At 42.4% G+C, this 21521-nt stretch carries 10 protein-coding genes and 2 pseudogenes; all 12 read right to left on the bottom strand.

Annotated features, from left to right (window positions below):
• Positions 1-13 precede the first annotated feature (13 nt).
• On the bottom strand, positions 14-9103 hold the full coding sequence (locus C6Y01_RS14555; protein ID WP_106038393.1) for a hybrid non-ribosomal peptide synthetase/type I polyketide synthase: 9090 nt from the start codon (positions 9101-9103) through the stop codon (positions 14-16).
• Positions 9104-9122: 19 nt separating this feature from the next.
• Complete coding sequence (locus tag C6Y01_RS14550) at positions 9123-10265, bottom strand: acyl-CoA dehydrogenase family protein (protein WP_034664692.1); 1143 nt, start codon at positions 10263-10265, stop codon at positions 9123-9125.
• Positions 10252-10521 carry an acyl carrier protein gene (locus tag C6Y01_RS14545; RefSeq protein ID WP_034664694.1) on the bottom strand — a complete coding sequence of 90 codons (270 nt, stop codon included), beginning with the start codon at positions 10519-10521 and terminating at the stop codon, positions 10252-10254. The genes C6Y01_RS14550 and C6Y01_RS14545 overlap by 14 nt, the downstream gene beginning before the upstream one ends.
• Before the next feature lie 27 nt (positions 10522-10548).
• Positions 10549-11604 (bottom strand): HAD-IIIC family phosphatase, encoded by a 1056-nt coding sequence (locus C6Y01_RS14540; protein ID WP_034664698.1) that lies wholly within the window; start codon positions 11602-11604, stop codon positions 10549-10551.
• 14 nt (positions 11605-11618) lie between these two features.
• The gene (locus tag C6Y01_RS14535) at positions 11619-12476 is read right to left on the bottom strand and encodes a 3-hydroxyacyl-CoA dehydrogenase family protein (RefSeq protein WP_034664701.1); all 858 of its coding nucleotides are present in this window, start codon (positions 12474-12476) and stop codon (positions 11619-11621) included.
• Positions 12473-13183, bottom strand: coding sequence for a thioesterase II family protein (locus tag C6Y01_RS14530; protein ID WP_106038392.1), 711 nt, complete (start codon positions 13181-13183; stop codon positions 12473-12475). Before C6Y01_RS14530 ends, C6Y01_RS14535 begins: the two co-directional genes overlap by 4 nt.
• On the bottom strand, positions 13180-14160 hold the full coding sequence (locus C6Y01_RS14525; RefSeq protein WP_106038391.1) for a C39 family peptidase: 981 nt from the start codon (positions 14158-14160) through the stop codon (positions 13180-13182). The genes C6Y01_RS14530 and C6Y01_RS14525 overlap by 4 nt, the downstream gene beginning before the upstream one ends.
• A complete protein-coding gene (locus C6Y01_RS14520; protein ID WP_223249933.1) occupies positions 14123-15637 on the bottom strand; it encodes a serine hydrolase domain-containing protein in 1515 nt (504 codons plus the stop codon). The genes C6Y01_RS14525 and C6Y01_RS14520 overlap by 38 nt, the downstream gene beginning before the upstream one ends.
• A gap of 23 nt (positions 15638-15660) precedes the next feature.
• On the bottom strand, positions 15661-17556 hold the full coding sequence (locus tag C6Y01_RS19425; RefSeq protein WP_411266058.1) for a condensation domain-containing protein: 1896 nt from the start codon (positions 17554-17556) through the stop codon (positions 15661-15663).
• Between the two features lie 12 nt (positions 17557-17568).
• Positions 17569-18699, bottom strand: a pseudogene (locus tag C6Y01_RS19420) (amino acid adenylation domain-containing protein); the annotation flags it as partial.
• Positions 18700-18840: 141 nt separating this feature from the next.
• Positions 18841-20130: pseudogene (locus C6Y01_RS19415) on the bottom strand (condensation domain-containing protein); the annotation flags it as partial.
• Positions 20131-20221: 91 nt separating this feature from the next.
• The gene (locus C6Y01_RS14510; protein WP_034664928.1) at positions 20222-21421 is read right to left on the bottom strand and encodes an MFS transporter; all 1200 of its coding nucleotides are present in this window, start codon (positions 21419-21421) and stop codon (positions 20222-20224) included.
• Between the last annotated feature and the right edge of the window lie 100 nt (positions 21422-21521).

Raw genomic sequence — 21521 nt, 5'->3', positions numbered from 1 at the left:
TTCACCTCTTTACTTATATTTTTAAGTCATCTAATTCGAAAAGAGATACGTCGTCTAATTGCTTGAATGAAGAAGTCAGTTCGATCTCTTCTATTCTCATCGCATCTGCTGAAACAGCCCGCATGATGTCTTTCAGCAAGCCTGCAATCCGCTGAATGGTTTCCTCACTGAAAAGCTCAGTATTATATTCAATCGTTGAAGAAAGACCATCTTCCTGCTCATACGCAATCCAGAGTAAATCAAAGCGCGACGTTCCTGTCTCATACGGATAATCACTAAAGGTTAAACCGCCTACCTTCAGTTCTGGCTGATTCATATTTTGCAAAGCGAACACAGCATCAAACAATAGATTCCGGCTGACACTCCGGCTTAACTGGAGGTCTTGAACCATTTGTTCATATTGATATTCTTGATGTCCGAAATCACCGATGACATGTGCCTTCACATCCTGAAGGAATTGCTGGTACGTCAGCTCTGCTTTAGGATATAAACGAAGTGGCAGCATATTGACAAAGATACCGATGACTTGCTGCAGCTCCTCTTGTTTTCTGCCTGCTACCGGAACCCCGACCGTGATATCTGATTGTCCGCTTAATTTATGAAGCAAAATCTGATACACACTTAACAGACCCATAAACAGAGTGGCGTCTTCTTTTAAAATCATTTGCTTAAACGCGTTCAGCTCTGCTTCTTCTATACGGAACGTATAATGCCCACCGCGGAATTGTCTCACCTCTGGCCGATCGAAATCTGTTGGCAGATCAAGTAGCGGGGCACCCTCTAACCGGTTTTTCCAGTAATCACTCGATTCTTTCAGTGCTTCAGACGCAAGCATGTCATTTTGCCATTCTGAAAAATCTTTATATTGCAGAGCGAGAGGCTCAAGCGTCCTGCCGTCATATAACTGCATAAAGTCGTTGACCAAAATATCTTGAGAAAGACCGTCTGAGATAATGTGGTGCATGTCCAGCATGAGCACGAATTCCTCTTTTGCCAGCTTCATCACACCGACTCTCATCAATGGAGCTTCACTTAACGTAAAGGCAGTCAAAAATTGTTCAATCACTTGTTTTTGATCTTCCTCAGATCCTTGTGTCGATCCCTTTGTGAGGTCAAACAATGTGACTGCAAATGGTACCTCTTCTTCAATCTTTTGATAAGGGACGCCATTCTCTAGTACAAACGCTGTCCGCAAACTTTCGTGTCTCTTAATGAGCTGCTGAAATGCCCATTCCAACCTGCTGATATCGAGTTTTCCTTTGATTCGTCCCGCTTTAAACTCGTTGTATCCTGTGCTGTTTACATCCATTTGCTGCATGAGATACAACCGTTTTTGCGCAGACGACAGAGGATAATGCTCCTTCACTTCGGCTTTTTCAATCGCATGATAAGCAGCAGTATCTGCTTGGTCGATATATTCTGCCATTAATCGTATCGTAGGTATTTGGAAAAATTGTGGCAGCGTCAGCTCTACACTAAATGCACGATGAATGATGCCAATGAAGGTAATCGCCTTAAGAGAATCTCCACCCATTTCAAAGAAATGATCATCTATGCCAATTTCATCAATCTTAAAGAATGCTTGCCAATGTTGACTTAATTCCTTCTCCAGCTCTGTTTCAGGTGCCGCATAATTCGTTGAAAGCGCTGGCCGAGAATACAAGTTTCCATCTTGTACATGCTCTCCGCCGCTCTCTTCCTCACGGGATAAACGGTCTACATATCTGTGAATACGATCATGTAAAGATGTTGTCGAAATAACCATTTGTTCCACTTGATCCAGTGAAAGCAATCGTTCAAAGATCATTCTTCCTTCTTTTTCTGTAATTAACGTTTCGGTGACATCATCTCCGATTGGAAGATCGAGCTGCTTCCCCTGCTCAAATTCCCAGCCGTCAAAGCTAATGACAGACCACTGTGTTTCTGAACGTAGATTGCGTTCATACACGTACGCATCGATGAAATGATTCACAGCTGTATAGGCTGTAAAACCGAGGCCGCCCAAGATCGGTGACAAAGATGACAGGACAAAACAGAAATCAAGGGATCGATCACCTAAGGCGGCATCAAGATGAAGTACGCCATTCATCTTCGCTTCAAAATGCGGCTCCGAAAATGTGACATCTGTTTGCTCCATCACCCGGAAAGATTGGTCGCCTGTCACTCCAGCTGCATAGATCACACCGTCGATCTGTCCATATGACGCATCCACTGTGTTGATCAATTGCTGGATATCTTCCCTGTGACGAACGTCTACTTTCTGTATGAGAACGTCTGCGCCTGTCTCTTCCAGTGCCATTACCTTTTGTATTTTTTTCTTTGTTGGATCCTGTTCATCGTGCGTAGACAGCCATTCTTGCCACTTGCTTCTATCAGGGAGTCCAGACCTGCTCGTTAAGATTAAGGTTCCCTTCGTTTGCTCGGCCAAAGTCTGGGCGATATTCAATCCAATAAACCCAAGTCCGCCAATTAAAATGTATACACCATCTTTTTTAGCCAAATGAGCATGTCCTGTTTCGGGAACTGAACCTTTCGCATACTTTTTCACATATCGCTTATTTCGTCGATAGACCGTGAGAAGCGGTCCATACGCTCGATCTAGCTCATCGCTTATTTGCTTCAGCAATCGCTTTTCTTGAACCCCATTTTCCACCGGGCGATCAATATCAAGAATGCGGTAACGCAAGTTCGGTGTTTCTTGTGAAATAACCATGGCAGGTCCTAGATGGATCGCTTTTTCAGGATAAAGTTCAGGCTCCCCGCCAACGGCATACGTCAATGAGGAAAGAACGGTAATCGATACCTTTTGGTCCAAAACATATTTTTTCAATGCCTGGCCGATATAAAGCAAGGAGTAATAAGCATCTTGCTGCGTTTGCTTCACCCATTCTTCTTCCGTGTGAGATGGCTGTCGTTCTGAAAGCCCCCATAGATGACAAACTTCTGACACGTTGATTTCGTCATCTGCCAGATTTGATATGAGCCTTTCATAATCAGATGGCTCATGTGACCGAATGGTATAGCTTTTTTCGTCATGCTTCGTAAATTCATTTCCTTTACGAACCAATACGAACTCGTTCCGTTTCGTCAGGAGCTCAGCCGCAATCTTCTCTCCGAAAGCAGATGGCTCTGCAAACAAAAGCAAGGCTCCGGCAGACGAATCATCTGATGGCACGCAAGGTAAAAGATCCGCTTCCCAATGAGGGGTATAGAACCATTCATCCATTTGCTGCTTTCGTCCAGACTGCTTTGGTTTTTCGTGCTTTACACGATCTGCTGCATCATACCAATAGGAAGTTTGATCAAACGCATACGTTGGCAGCGGCATTTTCCGCGGCTGACGGTTTAGATGGAACCTGTTCCAATCAATGGATAATCCGTTTGTCCATAGACGTCCGATCTGCCCAAGTAAAAATTCTGTATCCGTCACATCTTGTTTTGCATGTCTGAGCACATGACATACATGCTGATTCAGGCCGTTCAATGACCTGTTGACCATCACGCTTAAATCTTGTCCTGGTCCAATCTCAATTAATTGAATATTGTCCTCTTGTAAAATATTGGTGATGCCTTCAGCAAAGCGAACTGTATCGGTCATATGCCTTTTCCAATAAGACATATCTTTCGCACTCGTATCTGTCATCCAATCTCCTGACAAATTCGAAATAAATGGAATACGAAGTGTTTTGGCTTTCATATGCTTTAATTTTTCTCCGAATTGCTCCGCTGCCTCCTTCATGACATGTGAGTGGGCAGCAATGGTTCCACCTAACCGCATACACATCAATCTGTTGCTTTTCAGCTCTTGTTCAAATTCACTTATCGCCTCTTCTAGACCTGACACGATACATGAGGAATCATTGACAACCGCGAGAGAAATATCTTTTGGAAGCATCGGTTTTAGCTCTTCCTCAGGTAATGGAACACTCATCATGACGCCAGCTGGTGACGATTGCATCGCATTCGCACGATAGGCGACCATGGACATTGCGTCCTTTAAGCTGAATAGCCCTGATATAGCGGCCGCCGTTAATTCGCCAAAGCTATAACCGATCATTGCATCAGGACGAATGCCCCATTCAATGAAGAGCATGGATAAGGCATATTCAATGGCAAAAATGACCGGCTGTGCATATTGAGTACTTGCTAATTTTTCACGCGCCTTGTCTGTTTCAGCCGCTAATGGGTAAAGAATACGGGCAAGACTTCGCCCCGTTGCTTCTTCATATGCTTGAAAACAAGCATCCATTTGCTTCTTAAAGTAAGGCTCTTCCCGGTACAAATCTAATCCCATATTGAGATATTGATTGCCTTGTCCAGAAAACATAAAAATAATCTTTTGTTGCTCCACATGCGAATGCATGAGCTTTCCAATGCCCTTGCCTTGCTTTTCTGTTAATACTCGCAAAGCATCTTCTCTGCTTGCCGCAACAAATGCCTGACGGAAACCAAAGAACTGTCTTCCTGTTTGCAGAGTATAAGCTGCGTCTGCCAAATTGATAGAAGGCGTGTTTTCTATTTGGTTTACGAGTTTGTCTTTCATTCGTTCCAAGCTCGTTTTGCTCTTTGCTGAAAGAACAAGCAGCTCAGCAGAACGAGGCATTTGCTGACGATCTCTTTGTGGTGCTTCTTCTAATATGACATGTGCATTGGTTCCACCCATTCCAAATGAGCTCACCCCAGCCCGCCGCAAATGTGAAGCTGGCTGCTTCCAGTCAGTCAGCTCAGTGTTTACAAAGAAAGGGCTATGCTCAAATGCAATGTTTTCATTGGCTTTTTTGAAGTGAAGACTAGGTACAAATGTGTGATGCTGAAGCGAAAGCACAGCTTTGATCAAGCCAGCTGCTCCTGCCGCTGCATCCAAATGTCCAATATTGGTTTTGACAGACCCAATACGGCAAAATTGTTTTTTCTCTGTGTCGAAAGCCTTTGTGAGCGCCTCTATTTCAATCGGATCACCAAGTGATGTTCCAGTTCCATGTGTTTCCACATATTCAATCGTATCTGGTGAAACATCTGCTTGATGTAAGGCATCCTGAATGACACGTGTCTGTCCTTCAACGCTTGGAGCATTGAAACCAACCTTTTGATCACCATCATTGTTAATAGCAGAGCCCTTAATGACCGCATAAATATGGTCACCATCTTCTATGGCTTCACTAAGTGCTTTTAAAGCAACAAGACCAACACCATCTCCTCCAACAGTTCCATCTGCTTGATCATCAAAGGCGCGGCAATGGCCATCGCTTGATTTCACCATGTTCTGCTGATAAACGTAGCCTGATTTCACTGGGTGCAGGATCGACACACCTCCCGCAAGAGCTACATCTGAATCACCATTTGCAATGGATTGACAGGCCAAATGCAAAGCGACCAAAGAAGTCGAACAAGCGGTTTGCAGCGTGAGCGCCGGTCCTTTCAAATTCAATTTATGGGCAATTCTTGTACTTACGGTGTACGTATCATTGAGTGAACCCACTTCAAACAGCTCTGACATACTGCTATCAAGGGAAGCTGCAAAACGCTGAATCCATTGAAAATTCGATGTGGACCCAGTAAACAACCCAACTTTACCCGTATAATCTTCCTGCACATACCCCGCATCTTCCAGCGCCTTATATGCGTACTCATGCAGGAGGCGTATTTGAGGATCCATCATTTCTGCCTGACCTGGCGAATAGCCGAAGAAGGATGCATCAAATAAATCAGGTCCATCAATCACACCTTTTGCCCTCACATAATCGGGTCGTTCGAAGGTCTGACGGTCAATACCAGCTTCAAGCAGTTCTTCATCGGAAAAGAAGGAAATTGATTCTTCTCCATTCTTCAAATTTCGCCAAAATGCCTCAACATTTTTCGCACCAGGGAATTTACCAGCCATTCCAATAATGGCAATCGGCTCATTCGCTTTTCTTGTCTTTTGTTTCACAGGCTGCGTGCCTGCCGCTACCTGCTCTGAATCGCCGCTTAAATATGCGGCAAGCTCTCTAATCGTTGGACGGCGGAACATTTCGACCATTGGAATGCTTTGATTCAATTGCTTAGCGAGCTGTTGATTGACGTGGATTAAGTTGAGTGAATGCCCGCCAATGTCAAAGAATTTGTCATGAACACTTACCTCATCTAAGCCGAGGACTTTTTTCCAGATGTCTTGAATGACTTTCTCAGTATCAGAAAGATGGGCAGCACCCGCCTGCTTATTCGTTTGCTGCGCCTGTTTCAAAGCAGGTAATGCCCGTTTATCTAGTTTGCCATTGGCAGTCAGGGGCATATCATCCAATTGAACAAAGTGAGTTGGGATCATATAATCCGGCAGCTGATCAGCCAACGCTTGTTTCATTGCAGCTTGATCAAGTCTGGCTGTCGTGACAACATATGCGGCCAAACATGGTGTACCAGAAGCATCTGGCTTTACAACAACAGCTGCTGCTTTCATACCTGGCTGTTCATTCAGCCAAAATTCAATTTCACCTGTTTCAATACGATAGCCTCTCAGCTTCACTTGATCATCATTTCGACCTAAAAATTGAATGAGCCCATTAGGCAGAATGCGGGCTGCATCACCTGTTTTATAAATTTTTTCACCTGGCTGGAAAGGGTGATCGACAAACCTTTCTTCGGTGAGTTCCGGTCGATTCAAATACCCTTTTGCGACACCTTTCCCGCCAATATATAATTCACCGACGGTTCCTTCCGGCATGAGATTCATATGTCTGTCAAAAAGAAGAATATCTGTATGCTGTGCAGGCTTTCCAATCGGTACATACACGTCTTGATCAAAATCCTGGTCATATCGATGAATCATGCAGCCAACCACCGTTTCAGTTGGTCCATATTCATTCACAATTTCAATTGGCTGCGGGAAGGACTGCTGAATGGATTTCGCTAGAGATGTTTCCAGCTGTTCTCCGCCTAAAATGAAACATTTCATTTGGCTGTCTGGGAAAGACAAATGCTTAATAAACTGTAAATGAGATGGTGTCAGTTTCATCACATGTACGCGATTATCTTTTATGATGTCTTCGACAAGCAGCTGCCGGTTTTCATGGTGGTAAATCATGATGGTATTTCCTGAAATGAGCGGCGTGAAAATAGAAGTAACCGTCAGGTCAAAGGACAGTGAAGTATACAAAGCAAAATGCCTTGTTTCTCCTCGAACATATACTTGCTTCGCCCAATCAATATAGTTGGCTAAGCCAAGATGATGAATGAGTACACCTTTAGGTCTTCCGGTCGTACCTGATGTATAAATGCAGTAGGCTGTTTGGTCTGAGGTGATGGCTTCTGCCAAGTTGTCTGATGGTCCGGTGTATAGATCCGGCTGTGTGATATCAATTTTTTCTCCATGATAAGCATAGGTGAGCCCTTTAATTGGATGAGTTAAGAGCCATTCTACTCCGCTGTCTTCTAATAGATATTCTATTCGTTCCTGCGGGTATTCAGGATCAATCGGCACGTATGCACCGCCAGCTTTTAAGATCGCTAAGCACGCTATCACCATTTCAATGGAATGCTCTGCTAAAATGCCGACACGCTGCTCCTGTTTGACTCCTTTGTTTTGTAAATAATGTGCGAGCTGGTTCACTCTCTTATTGAGTTGTTCATATGTAACCGTCGTATCGCCAAACTCAACTGCGGCTGCCGCTGGCGTTCGTTCCACTTGTGCTTCAAAAAGGTCAATCACCGTTGGTTCATTGCTAGATGTTGCCCCGCCATACTGCCGGAAGACCGCTAATTGCTTTTCTTTCTCTTCTTCTGATAGCAGCTGTAGCTGAGCAGCAGATTTGTGCGGATGAGCACAGGCATCAGACAGGAGATGAAGAAAATGCTGACACCACTTTTCGATTTGTTCAGCTGAAAAGCTGACGGGGTTATACACCAATGAAAAGTGCAGCTGATCATCAAACGCCTGGACACTAAGCGTGAGATCGAATTCTGTCTGCTCAGTCATCTCAAATCCACGAATACGAATAGGCTGATCGTTTTTCGTGAGCATTTGATCTAGTGGATAGTTTTCAATGACGACGATTGAATCAAATAACGATTGCTCTGCCGTCATTCCTGCATATTTCTTTAAATCAGATAGCGGTGTATGTTCATATTCATTTCTTACAGCTATCTCACGACTCACTTCCTGCATCTGTTCAAGAATCGGCCGCTCTTGTTCGAATGAGACCCGCAGCGGCAATGTGTTAATGAACAGCCCTGTCATCTTTTCAATATGAGGGACATCCGCATTTCTCCCTGATACTGTTGTCCCAAAGACAATATCATCTTGGTTGGCATACTTAGATAGCAAAACTCCCCACAGCGTATACATCACAGATGCGAGCGTCACGTCATATTGATTCGTGAATTTGCTCAGGCTCTCCGCAATGGAAGTATCCACTTGATGTTCATATTGATGAAAAACTTCTGAATTTTCATATGCGCCGCTTGACTTCGGAAGCAGTTCTGCATAACTCCAGCCATTGAAAACATTTTTCCAATAGGCGGCTTGTGCTTCTGTCTGTTGAAGGTTTTTCTGCTGCCATTTGACAAATGATTGGTAGGACGGTCTTTGTTCAAGAAGAGGTTTGTCCCCATTCGATAAGCGCTCATATGCACTCATCCAATCGCTTAATACAATCCCAAGGCTCCATCCGTCCAATAAAATGTGATGGAAGCTAATGAGAACCCAGCTGACTTCATCATTCACTTCACATAACGTCAGGCGAAATGGGACTTCCTGCAGATCAAAGCGTTCTTCTCGGTTCTGTGCCGTCACCTCCTCTTTCAGCACATGAAGAGGCTCCTTAGCTTGTGTCAAATCACGATATCGAATGTCTGGCTGGTGCTGCTTCAGCACAATTTGTACTGGTCTTGCGAGTTCCTGCCATCTGAACAATGTTCTAAGCATTTCATGCTGTTTGGTGACATTCGTCCATGATTGTTCAAAAATGTCTCGATCTATCGGTCCGTCTATTTCGATCAGCAGTTGTTCAAAATAAGCTGTTCCGTTCGGTTCCATTAAATGATGAAACAGCAGTCCCTCTTGGATCGTAGTGATACCTAACATATTTTCAATGTTCTGTTTATCCAGCTTCTGCGGCTGTAAAGCCATGGGATCATCTCCTTTCTCTCTAAGAATGTTTCACGAAATAATGGCGTAAACCATAGTTAGCAATAACCTGCTGCTGAATTTGCGAAGTTCCTTCAATAATTTCAAGCACCTTCGCTTCACGATATAGTCTTGAAGCTGAGTTTTCCCGGCTAAATCCACTTCCGCCATGGATTTGGACATTTGTATTTGTAATGTCAACGGCGATTTTAGAGGTGAAATATTTTGCAATGGATGTTTCTGTGATCGCATCAGGATGATTCGCTTCTCTCATTTCTCCAGCCTTTAGGCATAAGGCTCTCGCTGCATGGAGCTGGGTAACCGCATCTCCGATCATGCCTTTGATCATTTGATGCTTGTACAATTTTTCATTAAACTGTGTTCTTTTACGTGAATACGTGACAAGAGAATCAACGGCTTCTTGTGCGATGGCAAGCCCTGCCCAAGCGACACTGTATCTTCCATGGTCTAATGCGAGTGACACCACGTGGTTAAATCCGCCCCCAACAGGTCCTAAGACACAGTCTTCATGCACCTGGACATGATCTAGAGTGATTTCCGCTAGATATGATGCTCGATTGGCCATCATTCCTGTAATTCTCTCAATCTCTACACCCGGCTGATCTCGATCGACAAGGAATGCCGTGACTTGTTCACCGTCTCTTGCAATCACAATAAAGAAATCTGCAATCGCTCCAAAGGAAATCCACTTTTTCTTCCCATTTAATACATAGGATTGTCCTTCTTTTTGATAGCTTGTTTCAACATGATTGGCATCTGAACCAATATTCGGCTCTGACAAAGCAAAGGCACCGATTTTTTCTCCTTTAGCTAATTCAACAAGCCAGCCTTGTTTTTGGTCTTCTGTTCCATAACGAAGAATGGCTTCTCCTACAAGTGAATTCACTGTCAATAATGTCCGTACATTACAGCAAGCTTTTCCCACTTGTTCCGTGAACTGTCCATATGCTATTGGATCAAGCCCCAGCCCTTGATAGGAAGACGGTATACCTGCTGCCAAGTAGCCTCTTTTCGCCATATCTCGAATGAGCGACTCTGGTAAATGTTCCGTCTCATCGAATTCATTGGCAAAAGGACGGATATGTTCATCGCAATACTGTCGTATTTCTTCAATGGCATCGATCGTTTGTTCAGCTGTTTTCATGAAGAGCGGCCCCCTGTTGTTTTCTCTCAATTAAGGCGACAATGCGATTGACCGTACTAAAATGAGCAATGTCGAGGTCTTCGTTATCTAATTGGAAGTGAAAATCATGTTCGATATAGTTCACTAGTTTCATCGCAAATAGAGAATTGACAAAGCCTTGTTCAAAAATATGATCATCATTTCCAAGCTCAATTTCCTCATCAAATACCACTAGGTTTTGCTCGATATAGGCTCTTACTTGTTCGTGTAGGTTCATGATTTAATCTCCTCGCTTTTCGCTTTTTTATTGTTTGGCTGGATCTTTCTGATTTAATTCAATATTGACATCTACGTATTCTGGGAAAGGCTGAATCATGCTTAAATCATTTTCAAACAAGATATAGCCATCCTCCCCCTTCTCGATTTCTTTGAAATTCGCAAACTTGTATGTGATATACATCATGCGGTTTCGGTCGGTTTGTTTAAAGTCAGCTACAAGGCGCTTTCCTCGCTTTTTCGCTTCTTGCAAAATCGTTGTGAGTAAAATGGTCCCGACACCACGAGACATGACGCGGCAAGACATAAGCAGCAGTTTGACATGCCAGGTGTCGCCTGTTTCTTCTATTAATGAGAGTCCAATTTTTCCATAGGAACCGAATTTATCTTCAAGTTCACAGACAAGCAGCAAGTGAGAATCTGATTGACGGAAGAAATCAAGTTCTTCATAATCATAGGTTTTCCCGCTCGCATTTAATTGATTGGTACGGACGGTCAGTTCTTCAGCTCGCTGGAGGTCTTGTTCTCCTGCTTCTGAAATCACGAATTTCATATGTAAAGACGCCAAGAATTTCTCAGGCGGCCCTTCATATTTCTCTTCTTCCTGCTGCCTTTGGTCCGCTTCTAAATACATTCTTCTGCGTCGTCTGGCATCTTCTGTGATAAAGACTGGACGCAGCCGATCATCAGTGAGTAATGACATATAATCCACTGCATCCCAGCACGTAATCTCTGGATGAACAGCCTTCACTTCTTCTCTTTCAAATGGCTGATCATCAATAAAGAGAATGGTATCTTTATGAATATTTAGGCGCTCACTGATTCTCTCTAAAGAACTAGATTTGGCATTCCAATGAATCTCTGGATAGAGAAAGAAATGCTCGATCCCAAAGGCGGAGAGCTTTTCCCTCACGGCTGCTTCATCATTCCGGCTTGCAATAGAAAGAAGGATACCGCGCTCATCTAATTCTGTTAGCACTTCCTTCATCGAAGGCTTTAACATCACTTCATCTGATTCAAGTAAAATTCCATCCCATAATGTATGATCTAAATCCCAGACAACACACTTGATTTGCTTAGCCATTTGTTTTTCTCCTCTCACATGTCATATTGGAAAAAGCCTTTACCTGATTTTTTGCCGTACTCGCCTGCGTCGACCATTTTGACAAGTAGAGGACATGGACGGAACTTCGGATCTTTGTAGCTCTCGTATAAAACAAGCAATGAATTCAAAATCGTATCAAGTCCAATTAAGTCCCCTGTCGCAAGTGGTCCCATTTTATGGCCGAAACCCCCGCGGAAAATTTTATCGACATCCGCTGGCGTGGCGACTTGATCTTGCACCGCCCAAATCGCTTCGTTGATTGTCAGCATAAGCACACGGTTGGAAACAAATCCCGGAAAATCATGCACCACAACAGGTGTTTTATCAAACGATTTCAAGAAACCTTTTGCGGTTTCAACTGTGTCATCAGAAGTTGCTTTTCCTCTAATCACTTCAACCAACGCTTTAAGAGGAACAGGGTTCATAAAGTGCGCCCCAATGACCTTCTCAGGGTGATGCATAAGGGACCCTACCTTTGTAATCGAAATACAGCTCGTGTTTACAAAATAGATGGTTTCTTTCGCACAAATATCTCGCAGCTCTTCATAAATGGGTCTTTTAATCTCCCAATCTTCCGTCACATTTTCAATGACGATATGCGCGTCATGTAAGCCTTCAAGTGAAGTTGACAGCTGGATTTGAGACAATACATCTTCTAAAGACAATGAGATTTTCTTCTTTCTCACAAATTGAACCAGTTGATAGGTCTTCTTGATTTTTTCCAGCGCTTCATTTAGTTTTTCTTCTGTGACATCAACTAATGTGACTTGATAGCCATTTGCTGAAAGGTCTAATGCCATATCAGCCCCCATCACACCTGCTCCAATCACACCTACGTGCTTCGTGTTCATTTCTCCAACACTCCAATTCGCTTTAAAATGACATTGATTTTTTCTACGACTTCATTTGTTAATGAATGAATAAAAAAGTGATCTCCATCGAATTCAAAAAACGCACAATCTTCGCTTGTATATTGATCCCAATCGTCTAAATCGAACAGCACAGAAGGCAAATCACGTGTACCATAAAAAATAGAAATTGGACAAGCAGCTGGAACGACTTCATCACACAGATAGGTCTCCAAAAGCTGAAAGTCTGCTCTTAAAATCGGCAGAAAGAAATCAAGCACTGCATGGTTATCGACAAGTTCCTCAGGAACGCCTCCCATCGCAATGATCGCCTCTTTTAGTTTGGAATCTGACAGTTGATGATAGACTTTCTTTTCTGGAATATGTGGTGGAAAGCGCCCAGAATAAAAGACATGGACAGGCTCTTTGTTTAACCTTGTTTTCATTCTTTTTTGTAATTCATACGCAAGGACGGCTCCCATGCTATGACCGAAAATGGCATAGGGCTCTCCTTCTTTTAAAGAGGAGGACGCCTGTACATAAAGATCATCTGCGACCTGCTGTAAATCGGTTAGAACAGGCTCTGTCATTCTTGTCCCGTGCCCAGGGAGTTCAAGGGCATGAATTTCTATCGACTGGTCTATATAAGATTTCCACGTACTGAATACGGTACTTGCCCCACCTGCGTACGGTAAGCAAAATAACTTCACGACACGCCACACTCCCTTTTGCATTTGATTGCCAACGCTTCCAGCCAGTGTTTTTCATCATGAATGATTTGTTCTAAAGAAGCTTTGATATTGGCTTGGTACCTACTAGACATCTCACCTGAGAAAAGGAGTTTTGCTGCCTGATGCCTCGCTTTCTCCCATTCTGATACAATACGTTCCATCCATCCCACCAGCTCAGGTAGATCGCCTTTGATGAGATTCAGCCGATACAGCTCCACTTTCTTCGTATTGATGATCTGATTGAAAGACGCCACGAGCTTCTCGATATCATCCCATTGCGGAAATTGCTCATAAAATGTTTCAAGAGCTGTAATTCCTTTTTCGATTACGTCTATCTGACCATGCATATTTCTCAGGAAATAAGTCGTTTTTTGATCAAATAATTCAGTCGAGAGCTTGTCCGGTTCAAAGTAGAAGGACGCATAAGAATGAAATTGATCATTCGGCTGAAAATGATCATGAAAGGTGTCATACCCTTTCTGTACATCTTTAAATGACAGCACTTGATGCTCATAAGACAAATTATCTAAATGCCGATTCTCTAATACTTGAAATGTTTGCTGATTTTCATCGAAACCCGTAATTAAAATTGAATGACGGCTATGGGTTGTCAAATACTCTTTTCTGCCTCTCTGAACGTAAGGGTCTACCCAAACAATCACAGGGCGGTCACACGTCACATCTTGTTTGACCTTTTCAATGAGATTGACACAATACGTCATTTTTTCAACTTGAATGCCTTGTAAATTCATAATCTTTTCTGGTTCGTGTGCCGACATCCAGTCAATCTGCAGCAAGCCGTCATCTGTAAGCCCATAGGCAAATTGATCATTTAATAAGTATGGAGCGACTTCTTGATCATGCAGCTTCACAATTGGAAAAAAGCAATTGAAGAAACAGCTTCGATAAAACAAATCATTATAAGGATGAATGCCCGAAATCTGTTTGACGGTCATCTTTTTTTCCTCTCTTTCCAGCAGTAGATGTCACCATAAATCCTTTGATGAAACCAATCGTACAAAACCAAATGAAAAACAAATAATAAGAAATCGCTAATTCAATGAGAGAGGAAGGTCCCCATATAAAAGTCATTTTCCAAGGCAGCCCATTAAAGGCTAGCTGCGAAAGAATCATTGGCAGGAGCAATATCCCAATTAGCAGCAGCACCCAGCCGATGCTTTTCAGCCAGACGCCAAGTGACATGTCTCTGCGAACTAAAGCGCCGTTTCTTACACGCTTCCTCCACTTGATAAAACGAACGATAGACACCATTTGCAGCAAAATAAAAAGACATGTCGCTGCTAAACTCAATTGATCAATGAGCTGAAATGGATCTATTGATGACTCTGCTTCTTCATTTGTACCCGCGATCGTATTGGCAATAAGACGTGCCGTTTGCTCGGTGTAGCTGCTATTCATATTTGCTAACACTCCGATAGCAATATCTTCTTTTGGCTGGATCAGAAAAAATGATGAATAGTTTGGGTTAGAGCCTGCATGAAAAAGCGAGTCCACCTGCCCATGCGCCTTTTCTATATACCAGCCGGCATTGTAATAGACATGCTTCCCTTCATCTGGGACATTCACAGTTAAGTGATCCGGATTTTTTACAAAACGAGACCAAGTTGAATCGGTCAATTGATATTGCAGCCAAGTCCCCACATCCTGACTATTCATCACAATATAGCCTGCAGGGGTGTTGCCTCGATATTCTGGTGCTTCATAAGCATGCGGAGCAAGGAAATGCAGTTTAAATCCTTCTGAGACAACACCGGACTTCATGCGTTTTAGCCCAGCCTCCGTTTGGTCAAGGTGATGCCTTTTAAATAGTTCTTTCATATAAGCCTCATATGACGTTCCTGTTACATTTTCAATGATGAGACCAAGGACATCATAGTTGATGGTGGCATATTCAAAGGAGCTGCCTGGCTTGCGATTAAGCTCGATTGATTTCAGCTGATGAACTGTTTTTTTCAGCGCATCCTTTGCAGTATCAGGCTGGATAAGCGCAATGGATTGAAAGGGAATGCCGCTTGTGTGATGCATTAATTGCTCCACCGTCAAACGCTGAGGCTTTCCATGGTATGTTGGAAAAAAACCTGGAATATAGCTGCTCACCGGATCTTTTATATGAAGTTTTCCTTGCTTCTCTAACTCCACAATAGCAAGAGCGGTAAACGCCTTTGATGTAGAACCAATTTCAAAGAAAGTGCTGGCTGTCACTTGCTTCTTTTTCTTTCGATCCGCATAACCAAAGCCTTTTTGGTACACCACTTCGTCCTTTTTCACAACCACAGCGGACATGCCTGGAATGCGCCCAAGCTTCATCTGTTCCTCTATCACTTGATCAATGTCTTTAGGTGAAATCACTGCTTTTGCATGTGTCCCCCCAGCAAAGCTGCTTATCCATAAGACCGCTAATAAACATGACATGTAGATAACATGCTGATTTTTCCTCATGTAAATAATGAATCCATTTCTTCAAGAGACATATCCACTGTTTCAAAATCAGACGGTGTAAATTCGATTCCTTCTTTCTCTAAGCAATGCTGTACCAAACGCTCAATTTGCCGCTCTACCTCTTGTAATAGCCGCGTCATGTCTGTTTCACACAGCTGTTTTGCGCTAAAAGAAAGATGGAATATCAGCTGGCCGCCCTTGATGGTAGCGACCATATCGATGACGGTTGTTAACGGATTCTCCAATGACGAATCAATCCCCGATGTAAAGTAAGTCATCTCATAATCAGATGATTGTTTAAGCACCTGATCAATTTCACCTAGATAGTTAAAGCGTAATTGCGGCGCTGAATGATCAGGAAGCTGCCTATTGATGAGTGAGAGCAGCCCATAGTCTGCACCTTTATTTGGCACTTCACGTATCGTTTCTTTGACAGCCCGTATGTGATCTGAGAGAGATTCAGACACATGAACATTCACAGGGTACATGGTGGTGAACCAGCCGAACGTTCTAGATACATCAATATCTTCCTCCACAGCATCCCTGCCATGACCTTCTAATTCCAAAGAAATCCGCTTTTGATTCGTTTGCTGATAACAGGCTTGCGTCAAGGCTGAAATTAACAGTTCGTGAGGCTGCGTTTGATACGCTTGATTCGCTTGATTGATCAATTGATCCGTGAGCTCCACTGATAATGCCTTGGTTAATTTGACTTCGTCTCTGACATATCCCTCATTTGAAGAAACTTGATACAGAGGCTGAATATGCTGCACCGCTTTTTGCCAATAGCTGAACGACTCTTTTACATCCTCTGATACTGCATACTGGTTCATCCGCTCTGTAAATGTTTGATAGGAATGGGTTTTAGAAGGAAGCATTTCTGCTGTAACCTTCTCTGCATGCAATAATTGAATCAAGTCCTCCACAAGAATTTGCCATGACATACCATCAGCTAAAAGATGATGGGCGGCAAAAATGAGATGTGATTGAGAATCAGTTTGACAAAGCGCTGCCTGAATCAATGGTCCTTGATAAAGATGAGTCCTTTGCTTGACCTGACACCCTACATCTTTTAGCGCTTCTTCCACATTCTCTTCTGACAATGCCGTGAAATCGTGTATCATCAGCGGAATATCATGAATGTCTTCATCATAATAGAGTGTGTTAGTTGCCTCATGTACTTTTAACCTTAATCCGTCGTGATGAATGACCAGCTCTTTTAAAGCATCCTGCACGATTCTTTCATCCATCTTTTTCTTTGAATGAACAATGATGGATTGATGCCAAAAATGTTCATCTTTTAACCGCTGGGACCAGAACCATTCGATAATTGGGATCGATTTCACATCGCCCGCAGCCTGCTCTTGTGAAATATGTAAGACTGGTTCCTGCTGAACGACTTGTGCCATTTCTCGAAAAATGGGATACGTAAAAAGATCTTTGGTTTTTAAATAGAGTCCTTTGTCTTTTAACTTCGCAATAAATTGAATCGCCTTAATGGAATCACCGCCAAGCTGATAAAAATGATCAGCCGGTTCGATCGTTTCATGCCCTAAGATGTCTTTTGCTGTATCTACTATGATCTCTTCAATGTCCGCTGTTTCCTTGGACCATTCAACGGCTGTTTCCACTTGAGACAGCAATGGATCAGGCAGTGCTGTCCGATTGATTTTTCCGTTTTGAGTAAGCGGGAGTTCATCTAGTACAACAAAATAGGCAGGTACCATATAAGCTGGAAGCTGATCTGATAATTTCTTTCTAAGTAAAAAGGACGTCAGCTCTTTTTCTTTCAATTCAATATATGCAGCCAGCTGTTTTTCTCCAGATGCATCGGTTAGATCAATAACAGCTGCTTTATCAACTTCTTCAAGTGCCATAAGTGCAAGTTCAATTTCACCCAGCTCAATCCGGTAGCCTCGCAGCTTGATTTGATGATCAATCCTGCCAATGTAATCAATCTTTCCATCATTTGCTCGTTTGGCTATATCACCTGTTCTATACATGCGGCGACCGCTTACAAATGGATTGGGCAGAAAGCGCGATTCATGCAAATCAGGTCTTTGCCAATATCCTCTTCCAACACCCGCGCCTGAAATATATATTTCTCCTACTGTCCCTGGCAGCACGGCTTGCTGATTCTCATCTAAAAGGTAAATCTCTGTATTTGGCATTGGCACACCAATTGACACCGATGTCCCTCCATCCTCTTGATGGAATTGATGAATCATACAGCCGACGGTTGCTTCAGTTGGTCCATATTCATTAAAGATGGATATCCTTCCATCACTTGCCTCTGTGATTCTTTTGGCCAAAGCGGTCGATAATTGTTCTCCTCCCACAATCATCCGTTTCACAACTGATTGAGACAGTGCAGCATCTGTTAATAGTGCCATATGAGCTGGTGTCAGCTTGATGACCTTTGCTTTTTGATCAAACAAAATATGTTCTAATAAAAAGCCTGGCTGATCCTCTTGACGATAGATCACCACTGTACTGCCAATGACCAATGGCGTATAAATGGATGTCACGGTTAAATCAAACGCAATAGATGAATACAAGGCAAAATGATCATCTGATGAATCAGTATAGTGTGTTTTGGCAGACATGATATAGTTCACTAAGCTTCGGTGCTCAATCATGACTCCCTTTGGCTGGCCTGTAGAGCCAGACGTATAAATCATATATGCGACGTCTTCAGCATCCCCAATGAATGGATGTACCGCATCATACTGATCCAACTGATCCCACACGTTGTAGATATTGTACGTATCGCCATTAAAATGGTATGCAGATGCGTCATCTGTGAAAAACAGCTTTGCCTGGCTGTCATCCAAAATAAACTGAATGCGTTCCTGCGGATACTCAGGATCAATCGGCACATATGCACCTCCAGCCTTTAAAATCCCCAGCAGCAGCACGATAAGTTCTGGTGAATGATTCATACATACTGCAACAAAGTCATGCCTCTGTAAGCCATGTGTTTGTAGGAAATGAGCCATTTGATTGGTTTTTCTCTCAAGTTCACCGTATGTCATGATACAAGATCCGTCCTGAATCGCGATTCGATCAGGAGAAGTCTTTGACATGTCTGTGATCAATTCATGGATTTTTTGTTTCTGTGGAAATAGCACGCCTGTGTCGTTCCATTGATATAGCTCTCGATGTTCCTCGTCTTCTGTCATAAGAAGTACGTCTTTTAACAGCTGCTTTGGCTGAGCGAGTATGGTTTCGACAAAGAGAAGCATTCTTTCGTGTAGAAAGTCGATGTCTTCATTGCTGTAATCTGAGATCTTGTAGTCATATTGAAGCTCGATTTGCCCTTTTTCATCCCATTCTTTCACAGCAACTTGTAAGCCATATGGCTGGAAGCCATTGTAAAGCTCTATGTAATCAACTTTGTATCCTTCCATCTCCTGCACCATATTTGTGCTGTAGGAGTTGATATAGATTTGAAAAAGCTGATTATATCCTGCTTTGGCAAGCTCTAAATCTTTGACAAGTGCATCATAGGGATAACGCTGATGCAGGAAGTAAGCCTTATAGCTTTTTTGAACGTCTGTCAGACTTTCTAACAAAGAGAGATGAGGATCAATCTTCATTCGATATGGCATTGTACTGACGGTCATACCGGACGTGGCTTTTTCCTTTTGTCCGGAACGATTGAGAACTGGCGTCCCAATAATAAAATCTTTTTGCTGGTATCTTTTATGCAAATAAACGAAGAGTCCTAAAGTAAATAAAGAGTTGATTGAACAATGATGGGTATCTATAAATTCATAGATTCGTTCTGAGAGTTGTCGATCAAGATAATGGCTGTGCCGATGGCCTTTGATTTGGTCAGTTCCCTGTACCAAATAACTATCAGACACATCAGATAATGCTTCTTTCCAAAATTGCTGATCTTTTTTAAATCTTGGGGAGTTCATATATTTTGATTCTTTAACAGTAAATACAGAATGATTATCTGCTTCTTGTTCAATAGAGGAGCTTTGGGTAAGAGCAGTGTAAAGCTGGCTAATTTTATCGATGATTACTTTCATCGACCATCCATCTGCTACTGTATGATGGCATTTGATGAAATAACCGGATTGTTGTTCACCGACTTTTAATACAGCAAATTCGGCGAGAGGGGTTTCTGTTAATTGAAATGGTGTTTTGAAGGCTTTTTCGGCCCATTCTAGCATGTCTTCATGTGTGGAAAACTCATAGGCAGGAATTGGATTATCGGCGTTTGGATCAACGTATTGAAGCGTCTCACCATCTTTCTCTACTAGCTTGAGACGAAGAGATTCTGTCATCATGATACAAGATGCAATGGCCTGCTTCAGTTTATCAAGCTGCAACGGCCCATTGACGAAAATGATACCACCAATATGATTGATCGGTGTTTCTGGATAAAATGTTTCCATGTTCATCACGCGCCGCTGCGGATGTGTTAATGGCCAATATACTAAACTACTAGTCAATTACGCCACCTCTACTTTTCATATAGTTAACATTTCTACGAACATATTAAATCATATAACGGTATTTTTGTAAATAATTGAGATAAAATGTCTAAATTTGTTCATTTTTTAATCTAGACGCTAGGAAAGCCGACATAGTAAACAGAGCAACGTTTATAAAAAAGACGACTCTTGCCCCAAAGAGATCGGTCATGGTGCTCATAACGAGGATGGACATTCCGTATATAAAAGTTGATAGTGTATGTTGAGCTGACAGTATTTTGGGCAATTCAATTTCACTCAGTGTATCTTGTACATAGGTACGAATGGAAATGCTGCGAAGCTGAAAAGCTGGCCCTAATAAAAAGACAAACAACAAACTCATCCATGCTGAATGATTCAATCCTAAGCAAAGGGTTAGCACAGCTACGATCACCGAACTGTAAAAAATGTGATCAAACAAACGCTGTTCCACATGCTTTGCGAACCGCAGCACGAGCAGGCCGCCTAGAATGGTTCCGCCAAAATAGCTTGCGTTAATAAAGCCCCACCATGTTTCAGGCTGGTGTAAGACTTCTGTGACATACACAAGGATAATGGCTCCAGTCCAGATACTTCTACCGCTCATGGATAGCATTTCTAAAACCGTTAATGTTCGAATAGTTGGCTTTTCATACATGAGCTTCCACCCTGAAAAGACCCTTGTAGCAAATGATTCAGACTGTTGCTCATGTTTAGCTGCAGCCCCAGTATCAATCATAAAGAGCATAGATATGAGCGACAAACTGTATAAAACAAGTGTCGTCAATAGGAGAAACTGCGGTCCAAGAATACCAATAAACAGCCCTCCTAAAAGCCAGCCTAGTAAAAGAACAATTTGATCAGAAGTTAAGATATAACTATTGGCTTTTAGTAAAAAGTTCTTTTCTACTAAACGCGGGATCATCGAATTTCGAACAGGAATGGTTCCTCCATCTATCAAAGACAGGAAAAATACAATGATAAAAAAGAAAGGAATAGTAAAAGTTGATAGTTGTAGAATATAAATGAAAATCAAGCAACCGAAGAAAGCAATTTGACACATTTGCAAATAGATAATGAGTCTTTTCAGCTTAAATTGATACATAAAGAAAGGAATGAGTACCGCTCCAAGGGCTTGTCCAACAAACTGCGAAACAGCCACCATTGAAGCAATCAGTGTAGAATTTGTTAATTGATATGTCAGGATGGTCAGAACGAGGACATATAGCGAATCCCCAAAATTAGCTAGGGATTGTCCCCCTAATAAAAAGTAAAATGATTTGTTTTTCATATTGATCTCCATTTTCTCTTCATTATCACCCATAATAATACATTATTTTCTACACTTCTACTTTTTATAACAATATTTTCATAACTTGATACATTTTACC

This window comes from Bacillus sp. NMCC46 (assembly GCF_002998465.1).
GTDB lineage: Bacteria > Bacillota > Bacilli > Bacillales > Bacillaceae > Bacillus.
The sequence above is the reverse complement of the archived record's forward strand: the minus strand, read 5'-3'. Positions and strand labels throughout refer to the sequence as shown.